Source organism: Rhizobium centroccidentale (assembly GCF_030182565.1).
Lineage (GTDB): Bacteria > Pseudomonadota > Alphaproteobacteria > Rhizobiales > Rhizobiaceae > Rhizobium.
Window position 1 is genome coordinate 49,416 of record NZ_JAQJCG010000027.1, and the last position, 16,328, is coordinate 65,743.

The following is a 16,328-nucleotide window of genomic DNA, read 5'->3' on the forward strand; positions in this document are numbered from 1 at the left end:
AATGGAATGGATGACATCAAGTACGGGGAAATCCTGATGCCTGGTGACGAAGAGACCCAAAAAGAGCAGGAGACATCGGTGCGCAGAAAATTCTGGCCGACCTTGCGGAAGGCAGCTCGCCATATCCCGTTCTCGCGCGACGTCGTGGCCGCCTTCTATTGCGCGCTCGACCCGCAGACGCCGACTCGCGTTCGCGGCATATTGCTGGCGGCACTCGGCTATTTTGTCATGCCCGTCGATATCATTCCCGATTTCTTTGCCGTCATCGGCTTTTCCGACGATGTCGCGGTGCTGACGCTCGCCTTCAGCATGATCAGAGGCCATATCCGCCAGGAACATTACGACGCCGCCGATCGCGCGCTGGAGAACGAGCCCGAGTCTATGAAGACCGCCTGATGCTTGTTTTGCTGAGCCGATCTGAATCCTCTCGGGTTTCCAGAGATTTATGAGACCTCCCTGATTTTAGCGAGGTCAAATTCTTGCCCGAATCTTTCTGTCTTAAATCGAACCTGCAGGGTGGTACTTCATCATCCGGGTTTTCCAATTCCTTCTGATGCGTTTCAAGCTTTGCGCGATAACTGGATTGAAATGGCACGGAGCCGGTGGCGGCAGCGCTCCGTTGACGGTTTGGTAACCTGAATAAAGTCAAAATAAGGCAGCTCACGAGCACAGGCGTGCGTCAAACGAATCGCCATGAGCTCTGGACCGCAAGAAATCGGCAGGAAACCATGTTTGTAAAAAGCTTCGCAATCGCCCTCTCGCTCGTTCTGGCCGGAACCGGCATAGCGTCCGCGCAGACCAAGAAGCAGACGCAGGCAGCGGCGCCAGCAGCGCCGGCGGCTCCGACGCGCATTCAGCAGTTCGACGCCTGGGGTGCCTATTCCTACCAGTCCGCCGGCGGTAAGGTATGCTACGTTCTTTCCGTGCCGACGGCCAAGGCGCCGCCGACGGGCATCGACCATGGCGACAATTTCTTCATCGTGTCGCAGCGTCCGGGCCAGAACATTTCCTATGAACCGCAGGCGATGATGGGCTATCCCCTCAAGGACAACTCGAAGGTCAACGTCACCATCGACAACAAGACCTTCGTGATGTTCACCAAGGACAAGGCCGCGTGGGTTGAAAACGCCGCGCAGGAGCCTGCTCTGGTCGCCGCGCTGAAATCCGGCCACTCGCTGAAGGTTTCCGCGACGTCGAAGAAGGGCACCGCCACCTCCTACACCTATTCATTGAAGGGTGTGACGGCTGCACTGAAGCAGATCGAAAACTGCAAATAAGATCGAGGGCCGAAGGATCACGCAAATGTGATCCTCCCGTTGCCGCGACCGCAATGAGCAAGGCCGGTCAAGTCGATCGGCCTTTCGTTTTTCAAGGCCAACCCTCGCTTTTGAGGGAAAGGGATGACGCGAGCGGAAATTAATGCTAAAGGCCGCGCCAACGATAGGTGTGCGGCAGACAGCTTGCCCCGCCACCGCATATCTTCAGATTTCCGTGCCTTGCCCGCATCCGCAGCTTGCGTCAGCTTTTGCGGCATCGCCGATGTGAACCGTTGGAACGATCCTATGTCCGCAACCGATGTCATAACCCCCTCCAGGCTCAAGCCGATGCCTGTGTCGCAGCCGGTCGAACTTTCGCCGAAGCCATCGCTGATCGGCATGACACGCGAAGAAATGGGTGCAGCGCTTAGGGAAAAAGGCGTTGCAGACAAGCAGATCAAGATGCGTGTCAGCCAGCTCTGGAACTGGATCTATGTGCGCGGCGTCTCCGATTTCGATGCCATGGCCAACGTGTCGAAGGACATGCGCGAAATGCTGAAGACGCATTTCACCATCGCGCGTCCCGAAATCGTCGAGGAGCAAGTCTCCAATGACGGCACCCGCAAATGGCTGCTCCGCTTCCCGCCGCGTGGCGCCGGCCGTCCCGTCGAAGTCGAAAGCGTCTATATTCCGGAAGAGGGGCGCGGCACGCTCTGCATTTCCAGCCAGGTCGGCTGTTCGCTTACCTGTTCCTTCTGTCACACGGGCACGCAGCGCCTGGTGCGCAACCTGACGGCGGAAGAGATTCTGTCGCAGCTGCTTCTGGCGCGCGATCGTCTCGGTGATTTCCCCGATCGCGAAGCGCCGCAGGGCACGATCATGCCGGCCGAGGGACGCAAGGTCAGCAATATCGTCATGATGGGCATGGGCGAGCCGCTCTATAATTTCGAGAGCGTCAAGCAGGCTCTGCTGATCGCGTCGGATGGCGATGGCCTATCCTTGTCGAAGCGGCGTATCACTCTTTCGACCTCGGGCGTCGTGCCGGAAATCTACCGCACCGGCGACGAGATCGGTGTGATGCTGGCGATCTCGCTGCATGCGGTGCGAGACGATCTGCGCGACATGCTGGTGCCGATCAATAAGAAGTATCCGCTGAAGGAGCTGATGGACGCCTGCCGCGCCTATCCCGGCCTGTCGAATGCGCGCCGCATCACCTTCGAATATGTGATGCTGAAGGGCGTCAACGACAGCCTCGAGGATGCGAAAGGCCTGATCCAGCTTCTGAAAGGTATTCCGGCCAAGATCAACCTGATCCCCTTCAACCCGTGGCCGGGCACGAACTACCAGTGTTCCGACTGGGAGCAGATCGAGAAGTTCGCTGATTTCATCAATTCGGCCGGCTATGCCTCGCCGATCCGCACGCCGCGTGGGCGTGATATTCTTGCCGCCTGCGGTCAGCTGAAGTCGGAATCCGAGCGCATGCGCAAGACGGAGCGGCTGGCATTCGAAGCGATGATGATCGCCAATCACGGCGAGGATTGAGATCGATGCTCCTTGGACTGCGCAAGCCGATACGCCTCCTGTGGGGCTATCTTGCCGCTTGCGCACTGATGGGCTTCGTGCTGGCTTGCGTCGCGGCCTATACTCTTCCGGGGAGCGGTGCACCGGAGCTCTTCGTTCTGACCATCGAGATGACCAAGGCTGCAATGATCGTCAGCATTTTGCCATCTCTCATCGTCATTCCCATCATGGAATGGCGTGGGGTTCGCCGCTGGTTTGGATACGCGATCTATGGCGCGGTCTTGTCGGCGGTGGCATCCATTCTGATTTCCGGCTCTATGGAAAAGCCGCAAACTCTTAATCTAATCACGATCGCGGTCTGCTTCGCCTTTCTCGGGGCAGCCTGCGCGACCGTTTACTGGTTAATCGCTGGCCGCCACCCAATCCTCAGCGAGCCTGAGTGAAGAAGATCTTCGCCGCGAAGATCGAGAAGACGCCGGCAAAGGCGTAGTCGAGGCCGCGCATTACGCCGCGGTTCCGCTGCAGCCAGGACGACAGACCATCGGCGGCGAGAACGACGAGCATGTTCACCGGCATACCGATGATGATGAAGAAGAAGCCGAGGAAGAGCAGCTTGTGCGTGACGGCGGGATCGCCGGCGGTGACGAACTGCGGCAGAAAGGTCATGAAGAAGATGATGACCTTCGGGTTCAGCAGATTGACCCAGAAGCCATTCGAGATATTGGCGAAGGGCGTTCCACCGACGGTATCGACCTTCTTGACCGACAGGCTGGAGCCGAAGCGGATCGCCTGGATTGCAAGCCAGAGCAGATAGGCGGCGCCGCCGGTTTTCAGCACGGTGAAGGCAACGGGCGAAGCCGTAATCAGCGCGGAGATGCCGAAGGCCACCAGGCAGGTGTGGACGACGACGCCGAGCGTGGTGCCGAGCACGACGAAAAGCGCCGCCTTCTTGCCCTGCGCCAGCGCGCGGCTGATCGACAGCGTCATGTCGGGGCCTGGCGTCATCGCCAGCAGCAGGCTCGCTGCGGAAAAGGCAAGAAGGGTCGGCAGGCTGGGTATGAAATCCATAAGGGCTGCTCCGAAAGCCGGATTAAAGCGTGTCGCGCAAAAGTGTGTAGCGGTTTTGCGAGAACGACATGCACAAAATTATGGGCCTAAAGCACAGGAAGCGAATCTGAAAGATCGCGACGTGCTTTAGGGTCCGCCCGTTCTTATCCGGCTTTCGGGGGATTGCAAATCAATCCTTCTTTTCGAGGAATGCCTTGAATTGATCGGCATAGTCGGGATGCCAGCGCGACAGCGGCGGACGGTTCTCGACGATATCGCCGGCGGCCCAGAGCATGCGGCGTTCATCGGCCGGCCGGGCCACGTCGTTATCAGGGCAAAGAATGTAGAAATCCCCGCGCCTCAGGCTTTCCATCATGAACTCGACAGTCTGTTCCGGCGTCCACGCGCCAGCAGGCTTTTCCCGTCGATCGCCTTTTGTCAAGCCTGTGAAGACGAAGCCGGGAATGAGGAGATGGGCCGAAATCTTCGCGCCTTCCGTATTGCGCAGCTCATGCTGCAGCGCCTCGGTGAAGACCTTCACGCCAGCCTTCGAGACATTGTAGGCGGGGTTGCCGGGAGGCGTGGTGATGCCCTGCTTCGAGCCGGTATTGATGATGATGCCCGGTTCACCATGTGCGATCATGCCCGGGCCGAAGACGCGCGTGCCATTGATGACGCCGAGCAGATTGACGCCGAGAATGGCATCCCAGCCGGCCTGGGCGCTGAAGATCGAGGTCTCCGGGCCGATGCCGGCATTGTTCATCAAGACATGCAAGCGGCCGAAACGCTGCAGGACTGCGCGTTCCAGCGCTTCCAGCGCGTCTTTGCTGGCGACATCGGTCTCGACGGCCATCACATGCTCTTCGCCTGCGATCGTCTTGAGTTCAGCGCTCGCCTCCGCCAGTCGGTCGCCGCCGAGATCGGCGATGACGACGCTCATGCCGAGCGAAGCGAAATGTTTTGCTGCGGCAAACCCGATGCCGGAAGCGCCACCGGTGATCACGGCAACATTGGATTTCTTGAAAATGGCTTGAATATCAGTCACGAGCGGTGCCCTCCTCAGGCATTGTTCGGTCGCCGCCGAATATGGTACTTTTGGCAATCAAGTCAAACCGCCGGAGGTCACGCCAGTGACAAAGCATGTGTCCGTAGAGATCGACGAGCAGATGGATGCGTTTATCGGCGAGCAGATCAGCCACGGCAATTACGATTCGCCGAGCGAGGTAATCGACGCCGCGCTTAAATTATTGCGCAGCCGGGCGGAAATAGAGGCGATTGCGGCGGCGATCGCCGAGGGCGAAGCCTCGGGCGAGCCGGAGGAGTTTGACTTCAATGAATTTATCGAAGGAAAGAGAAAGTTGCGCAATCAGCGATGAAGAAATTGGTCTTTTCGCCGAAAGCAGCGTCCACATCGATCAAATCTACGACTATACCGAGGAAAAATGGGGTTACGAGCAAGCGGAGGATTATGTCTTCGCTCTGCGTGATCGTTGTCATGCTTTGGTGAAGGGCATCGCACGCGGTCGCAAGGTCAGCGGCATCGAACGAGATTATCTCGCTCTCGCCTCCGGCTCACATTTCATCATCTATAAGGATGGCGCCCAAACGGTCACGATCGTCCGCATTCTGTATCAGCGGATGAATATCGGCGCTCATCTCTGATGCCGTCCTGAGAGGTCCCGCCGCGCTTCCCCTTGCGCCTCACGATAATCTCGCTAAAAGTTCCGCGATACAGCTTTGCGGGCCTTTCCCCTGGTCCGCCTCGAAACGGAACTTATCATGGCATCACATAAAGACGTGAAGAAAGTCGTTCTCGCCTATTCCGGCGGTCTCGACACCTCGATTATCCTGAAGTGGCTGCAGACGGAGCTTGGCGCCGAAGTCGTCACCTTCACCGCCGATCTCGGCCAGGGCGAAGAGCTGGAGCCGGCGCGCAAGAAGGCCGAAATGCTCGGCATCAAGGAAATCTATATCGAGGACGTGCGCGAGGAATTCGTGCGCGATTTCGTCTTCCCGATGTTCCGCGCCAATGCCGTCTATGAAGGCGTCTACCTGCTCGGCACCTCGATTGCCCGTCCGCTGATCTCCAAGCACCTGATCGAGATCGCCAGGAAGACCGGCGCCGATGCCATCGCGCACGGCGCGACCGGAAAGGGCAACGACCAGGTCCGTTTTGAGCTTTCGGCCTATGCGCTGAACCCGGACATCAAGATCATCGCTCCCTGGCGCGATTGGTCGTTCAAGAGCCGCACCGACCTGCTCGAATTCGCCGAGAAGCACCAGATTCCGGTCGCCAAGGACAAGAAGGGCGAGGCGCCTTTCTCCGTCGACGCCAACCTGCTGCACTCTTCTTCCGAAGGCAAGGTTCTGGAAGATCCGGCCCAGGAAGCACCAGAATATGTGCATATGCGCACCATCTCGCCGGAAGCAGCTCCCGATAAGGCCACCATCATCAAGATCGGCTTCGAGAAGGGTGATGCGGTTTCGATCAATGGCCAGCGCCTGAGCCCGGCAACCTTGCTTGCGAAGCTGAACGATTACGGCCGCGATAACGGCATCGGCCGCCTGGATCTGGTCGAGAACCGTTTCGTCGGCATGAAGTCGCGCGGCGTCTACGAGACCCCCGGCGGCACGATCCTGCTCGCGGCCCACCGCGCCATCGAATCCATCACGCTCGACCGCGGTGCCGCGCATCTCAAGGATGAGCTGATGCCGCGCTATGCCGAGCTGATCTATTACGGTTTCTGGTTCTCGCCGGAGCGCGAAATGCTGCAGGCCCTGATCGACAAGAGCCAGGAGCATGTCGAGGGCGAAGTGACGCTGAAGCTCTACAAGGGCAATGTCATGGTCATCGGCCGCGAAAGCCCGAAATCGCTCTATTCCGACAAGCTGGTCACCTTCGAAGACGACCAGGGCGCCTACGACCAGAAGGATGCGGCTGGCTTCATCAAGCTGAATGCGCTGCGTCTGCGCACGCTCGCCAAGCGCAATCTGTCGAAGTAAGATATTGAAACGAGAGAAGGCCCGCTTCCGGTCGCCGGAGGCGGGCTTCCTTTTGCGAGGATGGGCGGCCTGGAATTAATCCACCGGCCTCAATTCCCGTTCGACTTCTGCAGGTGCTTCGGCCTTCTGAAGATTGCTGCGGAAAGCGCAGAGCGCATCATGCAGTTGCACCTGAAGATCCTCGCCGAAGCCCTGCGTCGCGTTACGCTCGACTTCACAGACTTCCTTATCGATCTGCTTCAGCTTGGCGTCGGCAGCATCGGACAAAACGATACGCTTGGCGCGCCGGTCGAGTGGATCGGGTTGGCGTTCGATCAGGCCGCGTGCCTGCAGCTTGTCCAGAAAAGCGCTGACCGTCATCGGCTCCAACCCCATGCGGGAGGCGATGTCGAGCTGGCGACTGCCATTGATGGCGGCGACCTGCATCAGCGTTCGTGCTTCACCCGCCGTCAGCCCGAGCCCGGCGACAAGGATGCGTCGCTCGAAGGCTGCCCTGATCAGTCGGGCGCAATCGCTCACAAGAAAGGCGAGCGAATCCGTATTAATCCTGCTGTTCATAAGCGCTTCCCTACCTACGCTCTTTGATTTTTTAGGCCCCACTACGTTCTTATTGATTTCATCCCACGAACACAACGGCTTCCTGGAACTTAAAACGGCCAGCTGCTTGACCGGGTTCCACGGATTGCTACTCTCGCGTGATCACCAGCGGGATCACTCATCATGACGCAATCGCTCGTTGTCGGCGCCTTCCTCGCCGCGCTTTTCTACGTGCTTATTCCCGGTCCCGCCTTTCTGGCTCTGCTCGGCATCGGGGCCGGCCAGGGCCGCAAGGCGGGTGCATTCTTCGTCAGCGGCCATCTGCTCGGCGATCTCGTTTGGTCGACTCTGGCCTTGGTCGCCATCGTCGGTGCCAAGACCATCGGCACCTTCGTCTTCGATCTGCTCGGTTTGCTGTGTGGCTTCTATCTCGCCTGGATCGGCTGGAGTGCCGTCACCGCCAAGCCGAAGGGTGACGGCAAGGCGCTCGTCAATGTCGACCGACCGTTCCGTCGCGGCCTGATCTTCGGTGTGACCAATCCGAAGGGATATCCTGTTGCACTGGCGACATTCACGGCTCTTGTTGCGGGCTCCGCCGGCGCGTTGACCTTCAGCGCGCTGCCGCTGCTGCTGACGGTTTCCTTCGCGGGTTTCATAACGGCCGACATTATTCTCATCAGTATCATCGGCGCGGGCGCCGTGCGGCGTTTCTATCGTGCGCATGAGCGGCTGATCGTGCGCTGCTCCGGCGTGCTTTTCATGGGATTTGCGGCGCAGGCGCTCTGGCATGCCACACCCGGCCTGCTCGGCTGGCGCAAAGCCTGATTTCGCCACATCAATTTGTTAGGCTTCCGCCATACCAATTCGGCGGGGCTAGCCTTATATCGTGCTTCGGTCAGATGTCTGTCGAAAGGATGCCCTGCATGTCTTCCCCTACCGCCGTCAATCCCGCGCTCACCGAATGGACCGGACATAAGGGGCTGCCGCGTTTCGATGCGGTGAAGGACACGGATTTTGCTCCCGCCTTCGATGCGGCGCTTATGTCGCATGAGGCCGAGATCGATGCGATTGCCGGCAACAGCGAGGCGCCTACCTTCTCCAATACCGTGACCGCGCTCGAAATCGCCGGCGATGAACTCTCGCGCATCTCGGCGCTGTTCTGGAACAAGGCAGGTGCGCATACGAACGAGACCATCCAGGCGCTGGAGCGCGAGATCGCGCCGAAGATGGCGCGGCACTATTCGAAGATCGGGACGAACGCAGCGCTCTTTGCCCGCCTCGATGCGCTTTGGGAGGGCCGCGACGCCCTTGGGCTGACGCTCGAGGAAACCCGTGTGCTGGAGCGGCACTGGAAGGGCTTCGTCAAGTCGGGCGCCAAGCTGCCGAAGGCAGAGCAAGAGCGGCTTTCTGCAATCAACGAGAAGCTTGCCGGCCTCGGCGCGCAGTTCGGTCAGAACGTCCTGGCGGATGAAAAGAGCTGGGCGCTGCTTTTGTCGGAGGAGGCCGATCTCGTCGGTCTTCCTGACTATCTGCGCGAGGCGATGGCAGCGGCGGCGCGCGAACGCGGCGAGGAAGGCAAATATGCCGTCACCCTCTCGCGCTCCATCATCGAGCCGTTCCTGACGTCTTCCGAACGCCGTGACCTGCGCGAGCAGGCCTTCAATGCCTGGGTGGCGCGTGGCGCCAATGGCGGCAAGACCGACAATCGTGAGATCATTCGCGAGACTTTGACCTTGAGGGCAGAAAAGGCGAAGCTGCTCGGCTATGCCAACTTCGCCGAACTCAAGCTTGACAACACCATGGCGAAGACGCCGGCCGCAGTGAACGATCTACTGATGACCGTGTGGGGCAAGGCGGCGGCGCGCGCAGCAGAGGAAGAAAAGGATATTGCGGCGCTGATCGCCGAAGAAGGCCGCAACCACGAGGTCATGCCCTGGGACTGGCGGCACTATGCCGAGAAGATCCGGACCCGGAAGTTCGATTTCTCCGAAACCGAATTGAAGCCCTATTTGCAGCTCGAAAAGATCATCGCGGCTTGCTTCGATGTCGCCGGCCGCCTGTTCGGCATCAAAGCCGTCGAACAGAAGGGTATTCCAGCCTATCATCCCGATGTGCGCGTCTTCGAGATCCGCGACCGCTCCGACAAGCTCGTCGCTTTGTTCCTCGGCGATTACTTTGCCCGCAGCTCGAAGCGTTCCGGCGCCTGGATGAGCTCGTTCCAGTCGCAGCACAAGCTGCCGCTGAAGAACGGCCATGTCGGCGAGCTGCCGATCATCTACAATGTCTGCAACTTCGCCAAGCCGGCGGAAGGCCGGCCGGCGCTGCTGTCGCTCGACGATGCCCGCACGCTGTTCCACGAGTTCGGCCATGCGCTGCACGGCATGCTTTCGAACGTCACCTATCCCTCGGTTTCGGGCACGGGCGTTTCCCGCGATTTCGTCGAACTGCCGTCGCAGCTCTACGAGCACTGGCTGACGGTTCCTGCCATCCTCAAGGAATATGCCGTGCATTATGAGACCGGCGCTCCGATCCCGCAGGCGCTGCTCGACAAGGTTCTGGCGGCGCGCACCTTCAATGCCGGCTTCAATACGGTCGAATTCACCTCCTCGGCATTGGTCGACATGGCATTCCATACGCGCGGTGTCGTCGAGGATCCGATGGCGGTACAAGCGCAGGTGCTGGCCGAGATCGGCATGCCGAAATCGATCGTCATGCGCCATGCGACGCCGCACTTCCAGCATGTATTTTCCGGCGACGGCTATTCTGCCGGCTACTATTCCTACATGTGGTCGGAAGTGCTCGACGCCGATGCCTTCGCCGCCTTCGAGGAAACCGGCGATGCCTTCAATTCGGACATGGCTGCAAAACTCAAAGGCAACATCTATTCCGTCGGTGGCTCGATCGATCCGGAAGGTGCCTATAGGGCTTTCCGCGGCAAGCTGCCGAGCCCGGATGCGATGCTGAAGAAGAAGGGGCTGGCGGCCTGATCGGGCTGCCAGAGTGAAGCTCCGGATAGCGTATGCCTTGCCTAGTGACCGCCGTTCGTCTCCGGTTCGGGCCAAAGCTGTACGAGATAGCGGTCGTCTCCATGAAGTCCGTCTTCGCTGAGGGTGTCGATACCGGACATACACACCCGTATGCCTAGGAGTCCGGCCTTCACAGCAAGACGCGGGGCGTCGGGCTCGTAATCCGTCAATCCAGCCAAAACGAGTTGACCGGAAGGGCAGTCGAGCGTGGCTTCAGCCACATGCTGGTAGATGTCGAGATCAGTCGCCGGGCGTTGATCATGCCATTCAATTTGCACCGGCACAGCGGTATTGCGCGCCGTATGAAGAATGATCGCATTAGGCCCGACAGCGAGGCGGCGTGCAATCACTTCTTCCGTATAATCTTCAGGCAGGTCGGGATGGGCTTCGTCGCGCAGATATATTTGGAAGTAATCGGCAAAGAGATCGCCCTGATACAGGATCTTAAACATGTGTGTCTCGGCGAGCTGGCGGTTGTTTTCAGGCGGAGTGAAATTCGCATATCGGTTGCCCGAAGGCCAGCTTGCCGATTTATGTGACCGCGTTCGATCTGGGCGGGTTTTGCCTTGCGAGTCAGGATTTGCGAGAAAGCAAAGCTAACAGCTCAGCCAATTGGCGGGCTTGCGCATCGTCCAGCTTATCGCCCACATGGCGTTGAAGTGCTGGGGCATAGGCTGCCCACATGCGGCTGCGCATGGCACTTCCTGCTTCGGTGATGACGACCCAGCGTCCTCGGCCGTCCTCGGAAAATATCTCACGGTGAACAAGGCCGGCCTTTTCCATCCGGTCGAGCAGGCGCGACAGATTATGCTGGGCGAGGAGCGTGCGCTCCTCGATCTCATAGGGCCGCAACTTTCCTTCGGCGGCCTGCGTCAGCTCCCATAGCACGTCGTACCAGCCGAGTGGCGGTAGGCCGGCTGCCTTCAAATCCTTTTCGATCGCCGCGAGGACGATTTGTTGCGTGCGCATGAGGCGCACCCATGCTCGCGTGACGGCAGCGGAGGGTTTCGAAGGTGTGGCATCTGAATAATCGGACATGGATGCAATTACATCTATATTGACCAAGCTGACAAGTCCGGATATAGATGCAATTACATCTATCGCGAAGACCCGGGAGATTTGATCATGTCCGACGCTAAACTGATCCTTGTCAGCCATTACCTTTGTCCTTACGTCCAGCGAGCCGCCATCACGCTTGCTGAAAAGGCCGTGCCATTTGAGATCCGCTATATCGACTTGTCGGCAAAGCCAGACTGGTTTCTCGCTATTTCTCCGCTGGGCAAAGTTCCATTGCTGATCGTACGGCAGGCCGACGGGTCAGAAACGGTATTGTTCGAAAGTTCGGTGATCTGCGAGTATCTCGAGGAAACCCAATCCGGCGCTCGGCTCCACCCGGCCGATCCGCTGGCGCGTGCCCGGCATCGCGGCTGGATGGAGTTCGGTTCTTCCATCCTTTCGGATTTGTGGGGATTCGAGACCGCCAAAGACGAAGGAACCTATGAGGCCAAGCGCAAGGCGCTGATCGGTAAATTTGCTCGTGTCGAGGTGGAATTGAGAAACGGTCCTTTTTTTGCGGGGGAGGCATTCAGCCTGGTCGATGCAGTTTTTGCGCCGATCTTCCGTTACTTCGATGTGTTCGACACCATTACATCGACCGGAGTTTTTGACGGGCTCCCGCGTGTCAGGGCATGGCGCACAGAGTTGGCGTCTCGGCAAAGCGTGCAAGACGCGGTGACACACGACTATCCCGAGCGCCTCAAAGCTTTCCTGGTCAATCACGACGCGTTCTTACTGAAGCATACCGCCTGACGGAACTGCACAAATCCTGATAGAGGCGATTGCCTGCATCTGAATTGGCGACGCGCCGGAAGAGAGTTCGGCTATCCAGGCGTGTAAGGCTGAGGGGTGCGGTACGAAAAGCCAGCTTTCAGCCCCTTTCTTGCCTCCCCCCTTTCGCAATCGCGAAAAAAAGGCTATGAGCGCGCCAAATGCAATTGGCGTGTTATTGAAACACTGCGCCCCAGCCTCAGAGATTAAGACATATGGCACTTCGCAACATCGCGATCATCGCGCACGTTGACCATGGGAAAACCACCCTCGTCGACGAGCTCCTGAAGCAGTCCGGCTCGTTCCGCGAGAACCAGCGCGTTGCCGAACGCGTCATGGATTCCAACGATCTGGAAAAGGAACGCGGCATCACCATTCTCGCCAAGGCGACCTCGGTCGTCTGGAAGGATACGCGCATCAACATCGTCGACACCCCCGGCCACGCCGACTTCGGTGGTGAAGTCGAGCGTATTCTCTCGATGGTGGATGGCGCGATCGTTCTCGTCGATGCTGCCGAAGGCCCGATGCCGCAGACCAAGTTCGTCGTCGGCAAGGCGCTCAAGGTCGGTCTGCGCCCGATCGTTGCGATCAACAAGATCGACCGTCCGGATGCCCGCGCCGACGAAGTCATCAACGAAGTCTTCGACCTCTTCGCCAATCTCGACGCCACCGACGAGCAGCTCGACTTCCCGATCCTCTACGGTTCCGGCCGTAACGGCTGGATGAACTATTCGCCCGATGGCCCGAAGGAAGAAGGCCTCGGCCCGCTTCTCGATCTCGTCGTCAAGCACGTTCCCGAGCCGACCGTCGGCGAAGGTCCGTTCCGCATGATCGGCACGATCCTCGAAGCCAATCCCTTCCTCGGCCGCATCATCACCGGCCGCATTCATTCCGGTTCGATCAAGCCGAACCAGGCCGTCAAGGTTCTGGGTGCAGACGGCAACCTCATCGAAACCGGCCGTATCTCGAAGATCCTCGCCTTCCGCGGCATCGAGCGCCAGCCGATCGAAGAAGCGCAGGCAGGTGATATCGTCGCCATCGCCGGCCTTTCCAAGGGCACGGTCGCCGACACCTTCTGCGACCCGCAGGTCAGCGAGCCGCTGATCGCGCAGCCGATCGATCCGCCGACCGTCACCATGTCCTTCATCGTCAACGACAGCCCCTATGCGGGCACCGAAGGCGACAAGGTCACCTCGCGCGTCATCCGCGACCGCCTTTTCAAGGAAGCCGAAGGCAACGTCGCGCTGAAGATCGAAGAAGCCGAAGGCAAGGATTCGTTCTACGTGTCCGGCCGCGGCGAATTGCAGCTCGCAGTTCTCATCGAAACCATGCGCCGCGAAGGCTTCGAGCTTGCCGTCTCGCGTCCGCGCGTCGTCATGCACAAGGACGAGAGCGGCCAGCTGCTTGAGCCGATCGAAGAAGTCGTCATCGACGTCGATGAAGAGCATTCCGGCATCGTCGTGCAGAAGATGTCCGAGCGTAAGGCTGAAATGGCCGAGCTGCGTCCTTCGGGCGGCAACCGCGTCCGTCTCGTCTTCCTGGCACCCACCCGCGGCCTCATCGGCTATCAGTCGGAACTCCTGACCGATACCCGTGGCACGGCCGTCATGAACCGTCTGTTCCATGACTACCAGCCCTACAAGGGCGAAATCGGCGGCCGCGTGAACGGCGTGCTGCTCGCCAACGAAGCCGGTGAAGCTGTCGCCTACGCCCTGTTCAACCTGGAAGACCGCGGCCCGATGATCATCGATGCCGGCGAGAAGGTCTATGCCGGCATGATCATCGGCATCCACTCCCGCGACAACGACCTCGAAGTCAACGTGCTGAAGGGCAAGAAGCTCACCAACATCCGCGCCGCCGGCAAGGATGAAGCCGTGAAGCTGACCCCGCCGATCCGCATGACGCTCGACCGCGCGCTCTCCTGGATCCAGGACGACGAACTGGTGGAAGTGACGCCGAAGTCGATCCGCCTCCGCAAGATGTATCTCGATCCGAACGAGCGCAAGCGTTACGAGAAAGCCCGTCTGGCTTGATTGCTGTACCGCTTCGATGCATCCGACCCCGGCCATGTGCCGGGGTTTTTATTTGTATGTTCGGTTTTTGAGCTCTTGTCCTAAAGGTTAAAAAGTCGTTAATTTTTATCGATCATCCACGGATAAAGCCTGTGGGCAAGTCTGCCATCTTTATGAATGAGGATGGTTAATTCGCGTTGGTAAGACCAGAGTAGACGTTATGAAGACGTTGTCGATTGATGTTCGGCGGGCAGAACCCCATGATGCTCGAGCCATTTCGGAGGTGCACCGCCAATCCTGGCAGTACACCTATGCCGGCATCATTCCGCATCGCGCTCTCGGCCAGATGATCGAGCGCCGCGGCGAAGCCTGGTGGCGCAAGGCGACCAGCGGTCCGGCAACGCTGCTGGTTCTGGATGTCGCCGGCGAGATCGCAGGCTATGCCACGCTGGGCCTCAATCGTGCCCGCGCGCTGCCGCAGGAAGGCGAGATCTACGAACTCTATCTGCGCCCGCAATATCAGGGCCTCGGCTTGGGCCGCATGCTGTTCGGCGAGGCGCGCCGGCTCTTGAAGTCGCTCGGCTGCAAGGGGCTGGTCGTCTGGTGCCTCGAGGAAAATGAGAATGCCTACCGCTTCTATCGCGGGCAGGGCGGTGCGGATTTCTGCGAGGGCATCGAAACCTTCGATCACAGGCAGCTGCGCAAGATCGGCTTCGTCTGGCCCTGAGCGGCAACTAAATCAACCCTGTTGCCCGATGCGTTGTTGCGTTGCGGGATGATTCCTATTATTTGGCTGGCGGCAACCATCCTTATCTAGGGGACAAGTATGCGTATCGACGCGATTTCCATTGGCAAGAACCCGCCCGAAGACGTCAACGTCATCGTTGAAGTGCCGGTCGGCGGTCATCCGATCAAGTATGAAATGGACAAAGAGGCCGGCACGCTGGTCGTCGACCGTTTCCTCTACACGCCGATGACCTATCCGGGCAATTACGGCTTCGTTCCGCACACGCTCTCCGACGACGGCGACCCGATCGACGTTCTGATCGCCAACACCCGTCCGCTGGTTCCGGGCTGCGTCATCAATGTCCGCCCGATCGGCGTGCTGATGATGGAAGACAATTCCGGCAAGGACGAGAAGATCATCGCCGTTCCCGCGCCGAAGCTGACCATGCGCTATGACAAGGTCAAGGAATATACCGACCTACCCGAGATCACGCTGAAGCAGATCGAGCATTTCTTCGAGCACTACAAGGATCTCGAGCCCGGCAAGTGGGTCAAGATCTTCGGCTGGAAGGGTTCGAAGGAAGCTGGCGAACTCATCGTCGAAGCCATCGAACGGGCCAAGAACACCAAGGCCTGATCAATCGACTTCAGTTACGGCGCAAAGCCTCTTTATCAAATCCTCCGGTTCGCCCTCGATCCGGAGGATTTTTTTGCGCGCAGTGTCGCCACCGATAAGGGCAAGCGTGGATTTGGGGATGCCGAGGCTCTTTGAAAGCAGGGCGATCAGCGCTTTGTTGGCCTTGCCCTTTTCGGGTGCTGCCGAAACGCGCGCCTTCAAATAGCATTCGCCATCGGCGGCGGTTTCCAACCCATCGATCGCATCACGCCCGCCATTGGGCGTGAGCCGCACGGAAAGCCTGAGGTGATCCGGAAAGGCCTGCCAGGCTTTGTTCACCGCAGGAACAAGGGGACGATCGAATTCCACATCAGCGAGCGGATGAAGAAGATGATCAAGAGCAGGATGACCGGCGAGATATCGATGCCGCCGAGGTCAGGCAGAATGCGGCGGATCGGGCGCAGGGCGGGCTCAGTGACCGCATAAAGGAAGTTGCCGATGGAGCTGACGAACTGATTGCTCGAATTGATGACGTTGAACGCATAGAGCCAGGAAAAGATGGCGCTGGCGATCAAGATCCAGGTATAAAGATTCAAAGCCAGATCAATGGTTTGAAATAAGGCGAGCATATCCGTCTCCAATTCGCGGTTGACAGACATGTAGACATTGGCGACTAAACGGGCAAGTCCCATGCTCCGAAGCATGTTGAATCATGTTTAAAAGGCCGGCATTTGCGCTAGCGGCCGCATCGGAAAGT

At 59.0% G+C, this 16,328-nt stretch carries 20 protein-coding genes; 13 read left to right on the top strand and 7 right to left on the bottom strand.

The genetic code is table 11. The annotated features are described in order from the left end of the window. The first annotated feature begins 6 nt into the window (after window positions 1–6). The 4 genes from PH562_RS26600 (at window position 7) to PH562_RS26615 (ending at window position 3,220) form a co-directional block, all read left to right on the top strand. Window positions 7–396, top strand: a complete 390-nt coding sequence (locus tag PH562_RS26600) for a YkvA family protein (protein WP_113231494.1) — start codon at window positions 7–9, stop codon at window positions 394–396. Window positions 397–728: 332 nt separating this feature from the next. After that, a complete protein-coding gene (locus tag PH562_RS26605) occupies window positions 729–1,277 on the top strand; it encodes an invasion associated locus B family protein (RefSeq protein ID WP_095432995.1) in 549 nt (182 codons plus the stop codon). Window positions 1,278–1,562: 285 nt separating this feature from the next. Next, window positions 1,563–2,798, top strand: a complete 1,236-nt coding sequence (gene rlmN / locus PH562_RS26610) for a dual-specificity RNA methyltransferase RlmN (RefSeq protein ID WP_285176699.1) — start codon at window positions 1,563–1,565, stop codon at window positions 2,796–2,798. Window positions 2,799–2,803: 5 nt separating this feature from the next. After that, window positions 2,804–3,220: a hypothetical protein gene (locus tag PH562_RS26615; RefSeq protein ID WP_113231495.1), complete on the top strand. Its 417-nt coding sequence runs from the start codon at window positions 2,804–2,806 to the stop codon at window positions 3,218–3,220. On the opposite strand, the gene PH562_RS26620 is transcribed toward PH562_RS26615, so the two are convergent. Both PH562_RS26620 and PH562_RS26625 read right to left on the bottom strand, forming a co-directional pair. Next, window positions 3,204–3,845: a LysE family translocator gene (locus tag PH562_RS26620; RefSeq protein ID WP_285176700.1), complete on the bottom strand. Its 642-nt coding sequence runs from the start codon at window positions 3,843–3,845 to the stop codon at window positions 3,204–3,206. The two genes, PH562_RS26615 and PH562_RS26620, sit on opposite strands and share 17 nt — an antisense overlap. Before the next feature lie 169 nt (window positions 3,846–4,014). Next, window positions 4,015–4,869: an SDR family NAD(P)-dependent oxidoreductase gene (locus PH562_RS26625; RefSeq protein ID WP_285176701.1), complete on the bottom strand. Its 855-nt coding sequence runs from the start codon at window positions 4,867–4,869 to the stop codon at window positions 4,015–4,017. 85 nt (window positions 4,870–4,954) lie between these two features. Here PH562_RS26625 and PH562_RS26630 point away from each other — a divergent pair, with 85 nt between their 5' ends. From PH562_RS26630 to PH562_RS26640, 3 genes are all read left to right on the top strand, one after another. After that, window positions 4,955–5,200, top strand: a complete 246-nt coding sequence (locus tag PH562_RS26630; RefSeq protein WP_083258193.1) for a type II toxin-antitoxin system ParD family antitoxin — start codon at window positions 4,955–4,957, stop codon at window positions 5,198–5,200. Beyond that, window positions 5,157–5,486 carry a type II toxin-antitoxin system RelE/ParE family toxin gene (locus PH562_RS26635; protein ID WP_285176702.1) on the top strand — a complete coding sequence of 110 codons (330 nt, stop codon included), beginning with the start codon at window positions 5,157–5,159 and terminating at the stop codon, window positions 5,484–5,486. The genes PH562_RS26630 and PH562_RS26635 overlap by 44 nt, the downstream gene beginning before the upstream one ends. Window positions 5,487–5,603: 117 nt before the next feature. After that, entirely contained in the window at window positions 5,604–6,827 is a 1,224-nt protein-coding gene (locus tag PH562_RS26640) for an argininosuccinate synthase (RefSeq protein WP_285176703.1), read from the top strand. Window positions 6,828–6,902: 75 nt separating this feature from the next. Here the strand turns inward: PH562_RS26640 and PH562_RS26645 are convergent, their stop codons facing one another. Further along, the gene (locus PH562_RS26645; RefSeq protein ID WP_285176704.1) at window positions 6,903–7,385 is read right to left on the bottom strand and encodes a MarR family winged helix-turn-helix transcriptional regulator; all 483 of its coding nucleotides are present in this window, start codon (window positions 7,383–7,385) and stop codon (window positions 6,903–6,905) included. 162 nt (window positions 7,386–7,547) lie between these two features. On the opposite strand from PH562_RS26645, the gene PH562_RS26650 reads away from it, so the two are divergent. Beyond that, window positions 7,548–8,189: a LysE family translocator gene (locus PH562_RS26650; protein WP_113330723.1), complete on the top strand. Its 642-nt coding sequence runs from the start codon at window positions 7,548–7,550 to the stop codon at window positions 8,187–8,189. Window positions 8,190–8,287: 98 nt separating this feature from the next. Next, window positions 8,288–10,351: a M3 family metallopeptidase gene (locus PH562_RS26655; protein ID WP_285176705.1), complete on the top strand. Its 2,064-nt coding sequence runs from the start codon at window positions 8,288–8,290 to the stop codon at window positions 10,349–10,351. Between the two features lie 41 nt (window positions 10,352–10,392). On the opposite strand, the gene PH562_RS26660 is transcribed toward PH562_RS26655, so the two are convergent. Next, window positions 10,393–10,842 (bottom strand): hypothetical protein, encoded by a 450-nt coding sequence (locus tag PH562_RS26660; protein WP_285176706.1) that lies wholly within the window; start codon window positions 10,840–10,842, stop codon window positions 10,393–10,395. Between the two features lie 121 nt (window positions 10,843–10,963). Continuing rightward, complete coding sequence (locus tag PH562_RS26665; protein WP_285176753.1) at window positions 10,964–11,428, bottom strand: MarR family winged helix-turn-helix transcriptional regulator; 465 nt, start codon at window positions 11,426–11,428, stop codon at window positions 10,964–10,966. 87 nt (window positions 11,429–11,515) lie between these two features. On the opposite strand from PH562_RS26665, the gene PH562_RS26670 reads away from it, so the two are divergent. The 4 genes from PH562_RS26670 to ppa all read left to right on the top strand — a co-directional run bounded on the left by PH562_RS26670 (window position 11,516) and on the right by ppa (window position 15,592). After that, window positions 11,516–12,199, top strand: coding sequence for a glutathione S-transferase family protein (locus tag PH562_RS26670; protein ID WP_285176707.1), 684 nt, complete (start codon window positions 11,516–11,518; stop codon window positions 12,197–12,199). A gap of 233 nt (window positions 12,200–12,432) precedes the next feature. Beyond that, window positions 12,433–14,250 (top strand): translational GTPase TypA, encoded by a 1,818-nt coding sequence (gene typA, locus PH562_RS26675; RefSeq protein WP_285176708.1) that lies wholly within the window; start codon window positions 12,433–12,435, stop codon window positions 14,248–14,250. A gap of 199 nt (window positions 14,251–14,449) precedes the next feature. Then, entirely contained in the window at window positions 14,450–14,956 is a 507-nt protein-coding gene (locus PH562_RS26680; RefSeq protein WP_069613362.1) for a GNAT family N-acetyltransferase, read from the top strand. 99 nt (window positions 14,957–15,055) lie between these two features. Beyond that, window positions 15,056–15,592 (top strand): inorganic diphosphatase, encoded by a 537-nt coding sequence (gene ppa / locus PH562_RS26685; protein ID WP_069613363.1) that lies wholly within the window; start codon window positions 15,056–15,058, stop codon window positions 15,590–15,592. Here the strand turns inward: ppa and PH562_RS26690 are convergent, their stop codons facing one another. Continuing rightward, the gene (locus tag PH562_RS26690; protein ID WP_285176709.1) at window positions 15,593–15,910 is read right to left on the bottom strand and encodes a DUF167 domain-containing protein; all 318 of its coding nucleotides are present in this window, start codon (window positions 15,908–15,910) and stop codon (window positions 15,593–15,595) included. After that, the gene (locus PH562_RS26695; RefSeq protein ID WP_092717410.1) at window positions 15,907–16,230 is read right to left on the bottom strand and encodes a YggT family protein; all 324 of its coding nucleotides are present in this window, start codon (window positions 16,228–16,230) and stop codon (window positions 15,907–15,909) included. The genes PH562_RS26690 and PH562_RS26695 overlap by 4 nt, the downstream gene beginning before the upstream one ends. Window positions 16,231–16,328: the final 98 nt, after the last annotated feature.

Coding starts and splice junctions, on each gene's coding strand:
- PH562_RS26600 (WP_113231494.1), top strand. CDS start 7: ATGGATGACATCAAGTACGGGGAAATCCTGATGCCTGGTGACGAAGAG.
- PH562_RS26605 (WP_095432995.1), top strand. CDS start 729: ATGTTTGTAAAAAGCTTCGCAATCGCCCTCTCGCTCGTTCTGGCCGGA.
- rlmN (WP_285176699.1), top strand. CDS start 1,563: ATGTCCGCAACCGATGTCATAACCCCCTCCAGGCTCAAGCCGATGCCT.
- PH562_RS26615 (WP_113231495.1), top strand. CDS start 2,804: ATGCTCCTTGGACTGCGCAAGCCGATACGCCTCCTGTGGGGCTATCTT.
- PH562_RS26620 (WP_285176700.1), bottom strand. CDS start 3,845: ATGGATTTCATACCCAGCCTGCCGACCCTTCTTGCCTTTTCCGCAGCG.
- PH562_RS26635 (WP_285176702.1), top strand. CDS start 5,157: ATGAATTTATCGAAGGAAAGAGAAAGTTGCGCAATCAGCGATGAAGAA.
- PH562_RS26640 (WP_285176703.1), top strand. CDS start 5,604: ATGGCATCACATAAAGACGTGAAGAAAGTCGTTCTCGCCTATTCCGGC.
- PH562_RS26645 (WP_285176704.1), bottom strand. CDS start 7,385: ATGAACAGCAGGATTAATACGGATTCGCTCGCCTTTCTTGTGAGCGAT.
- PH562_RS26650 (WP_113330723.1), top strand. CDS start 7,548: ATGACGCAATCGCTCGTTGTCGGCGCCTTCCTCGCCGCGCTTTTCTAC.
- PH562_RS26655 (WP_285176705.1), top strand. CDS start 8,288: ATGTCTTCCCCTACCGCCGTCAATCCCGCGCTCACCGAATGGACCGGA.
- PH562_RS26660 (WP_285176706.1), bottom strand. CDS start 10,842: ATGTTTAAGATCCTGTATCAGGGCGATCTCTTTGCCGATTACTTCCAA.
- PH562_RS26665 (WP_285176753.1), bottom strand. CDS start 11,428: ATGTCCGATTATTCAGATGCCACACCTTCGAAACCCTCCGCTGCCGTC.
- PH562_RS26670 (WP_285176707.1), top strand. CDS start 11,516: ATGTCCGACGCTAAACTGATCCTTGTCAGCCATTACCTTTGTCCTTAC.
- typA (WP_285176708.1), top strand. CDS start 12,433: ATGGCACTTCGCAACATCGCGATCATCGCGCACGTTGACCATGGGAAA.
- PH562_RS26680 (WP_069613362.1), top strand. CDS start 14,450: ATGAAGACGTTGTCGATTGATGTTCGGCGGGCAGAACCCCATGATGCT.
- ppa (WP_069613363.1), top strand. CDS start 15,056: ATGCGTATCGACGCGATTTCCATTGGCAAGAACCCGCCCGAAGACGTC.
- PH562_RS26695 (WP_092717410.1), bottom strand. CDS start 16,230: ATGTCTGTCAACCGCGAATTGGAGACGGATATGCTCGCCTTATTTCAA.